The 2,918-nt window shown below is 26.8% G+C and carries 3 protein-coding genes; all 3 read left to right on the forward strand.

Features of this window, described 5'->3' with window-relative positions:
• Positions 1 to 173 precede the first annotated feature (173 nt).
• Genes KPL38_RS18775 through KPL38_RS18785 form a run of 3 tightly spaced genes read left to right on the forward strand, consistent with a single transcriptional unit; the run spans position 174 to position 1,678 of the window.
• Entirely contained in the window at positions 174 to 602 is a 429-nt protein-coding gene (locus KPL38_RS18775) for a hypothetical protein (protein ID WP_216290660.1), read from the forward strand.
• Positions 592 to 1,143, forward strand: a complete 552-nt coding sequence (locus tag KPL38_RS18780) for a hypothetical protein (RefSeq protein WP_216290661.1) — start codon at positions 592 to 594, stop codon at positions 1,141 to 1,143. The genes KPL38_RS18775 and KPL38_RS18780 overlap by 11 nt, the downstream gene beginning before the upstream one ends.
• Positions 1,144 to 1,177: 34 nt before the next feature.
• Positions 1,178 to 1,678, forward strand: coding sequence for a hypothetical protein (locus KPL38_RS18785; protein ID WP_216290662.1), 501 nt, complete (start codon positions 1,178 to 1,180; stop codon positions 1,676 to 1,678).
• Positions 1,679 to 2,918 lie beyond the last annotated feature (1,240 nt).

Below are 2,918 nucleotides of genomic sequence, written 5' to 3' on the forward strand. Positions count from 1 at the left end.
TTCCGGTTAAATTATTATGTAAATCGGATAAATATATGTGCAAATCCATGATTTAACTAGATAAATTAATTTGTAAAACTTAGGATAAGATAAAGTGTAAATCAACAGCTAATGAAGATGAACTAGAAAAGAGAATAATTAAGTTATTGAGAAGCAGTTTGTTATGCCTTAAAATGAATTATAAATTAGATAATATTAAGGGTCTTTTTGGAACAAATAAAGAAGGGACAAAGGAAATAAGATTACAGGAAAAGAATTTTCTAAAATTGCTTAATAGAATAAACAAATACATAACAGAAGTTAAGGTGATTGGTGAAGCTACCTATGTAAAGTATAGCGCTACAGCGGTAAAATACCATGAAAGTAAAAAATACAATTCATATAATTATAGCTTTGCTTATGAAAATGATTTTGGGTGTGGTGTACATGGTATATTTAAAGGAAACACGAGAAGCAGTGATTACCTGGAACTGGAGTTTCATTTGGAGGAGGCCCTACCAGATATTTTGACTAACGATGAAAGAGTAATATTTAGGGATAAGTTGCTACAGGTTATCAAACTAATAAACAATGATAGAGGTGATTTTAACAATGAAATTTAAGATAGAGATTTGTAAAGATGAATTTGTAGGTTTAATGGATATGTTAACTGAAGAAAAGAGTGTTGATATATTTGGAAATGACTATGAGATATTTATAAAAATTAATATAAAGAGAATAGTTAAAGCAATTTCAGAAATTGGAAGGAAAATATCTATAAATAGGAAATTGTTAGATAGTGTGAAATCTAGAGAGTCTAAATTATTGCTGCTAATGTTAAACAAAGGAAGAAACAGTGGATCAAATACTATTGAATTTCCACTAAATGACATTATATTTAATATGTTTATTTTAGAATATTATTATAATTATGAATCCCCTGTAATTAGAGGAGAAAATTACATAATATCACTGGATAAGGAGCTGAACATTATAATTACTGCTGTTGAAGAAGTAGAAAGTGTCAAGAATGAAAAAATAGAAGTAGCCTACAAGGTTATTGATTGTGGTGATTCAATAATTTTACAATTGACAAAACCATTAATATTATTTCTTAAAAGTATAAGACAAAGAGAAGAAAGTGATAATTTAAGCTCGGTTTAAACATACGGATTAATTATTAAGAGGAGTAATATACTTGAAAATTAAAGAATTACAAAATGAAACTTTAATGAAAATAGTGGATGAGTATTATGAGAATAAACTTACAGTAAAACAATTGCTATTAGAACATGGGTTAGAGTATAGTTCTAACTTTATTCAAACAGTCACATTGTACTCAGATGATATCTGTGAGGTTTGTGGAGAAAAGGTAAAGCATATATTAGAAAGTAGAACTTATTGTAATTCTTTTCAAGAGTTAAGAAAAAAATGCAGTAATTGTGGTCATAAAAAGAGCGATGCTTGTTGTTACAATAGGTATGTAGAGCATAGAAGGATAGACGCTGAAAAAAGAAGAAAAGAAAAAAGAGATATTTTAGAAAAAAGTTTTTATGAAGAACCTGTAAGTATTGATGATTTGAGTGTTAAAGAAGTGGTTTTTATAGGTATTTTAAAAGAAAAAAGCATTTTATATAACCTTGGTTTTTTAGATGAAAAAGATTATTTTAGAAATATTCATTATTATAAGCAGCTCTGAATTCAAGAAGAGGAATAAAAAATCTAAAGTATCTTGTAGATAAAATAACATGCAATAAAATACATTCTAAAATAAATATAATTAAGTTTGAGAATGATTAAAAAAAGGAAAAGGTATATAGTAAATTAAAGGTTAAATACAATTGTGTAAAAATAGATGAGTATAATATGGTTGCAACAGGATATGACTTAATTTATAAGTAAACTTAGAGCCAAGCTTAAATTTAATGACATACATATATTAGATGGACAAAATTTTGAAATCCATCGGACTAAATAAAATAGCTTTACTTGTACAATTGGTCACAGACGGAGATTATATTAAAAAGAGAGTACTGCGGTGTTACAAGGCATATCAAATTTGGTATAAGCATTTATGTTGAAATATAGATGTTAATACTAAATTTGATATTTCAACACTTATTTTAGAATGGAAGAAATGTGTGTTAGTATTGAAATGGGAATTAAGGTTGCACTAGATTCATTCCTATGCATTGTCAACCATATAACTTTGAAGGTAACATTAGATCAAAACGAATAAAAGCTCTCTTATATGTGAACAGAATGGTATAAAATTAGTAGACATACTGGACAAACTAAACAAAAAATGCAAATAAAAAAATTAATGGCTGTAGTTTTAATTTACAACTTATTGTTATTTCCGACATTACATTGACACAGTTACTTGTTACTATGAATATATAGTAATAGCTAGTGATTGACTTTTTAATTGGAGTCCCCCTTTAATTAAAAAATATATGAAAATAATAATGGGCTGGTGTACTTTAGCCAGTCTGTTTTATTTTTTTGTTCAGTTGATTTAATTGTGACTTAGAAATACTAACCCATAACCACACAATCTATTTGAAACTAAATATGGCGGCAGAAGCAGTCAATGTTCATGCCTTATTTTATTTCCCGTTGGTTATACTCAGACCGTTGCAGAAAAAATAAAATTTCTTTTAGTGTATTTGTATGTAATAGCACAGCTACAATATCTATTGTATTATTTTAAAGGTGCTAAAGAATATCTACACTCATTACGGTACTTATTTATTTGAATTAATGTTTTTAATTTACTATTTTCATATAGTTTTATTAGCCATTCTTATTTTCTCCTTTTATACTAATTGTTGATTTACACTTTATCTTATCCTAAGTTTTACAAATTAATTTATCTAGTTAAATCATGGATTTGCACATATATTTATCCGATTTACATAATAATTTAACCGGAATTT

The sequence above is a fragment of the Clostridium psychrophilum genome, assembly GCF_018861705.1.
GTDB classification, from domain to species: Bacteria; Bacillota; Clostridia; order Clostridiales; family Clostridiaceae; genus Clostridium_AD; species Clostridium_AD psychrophilum.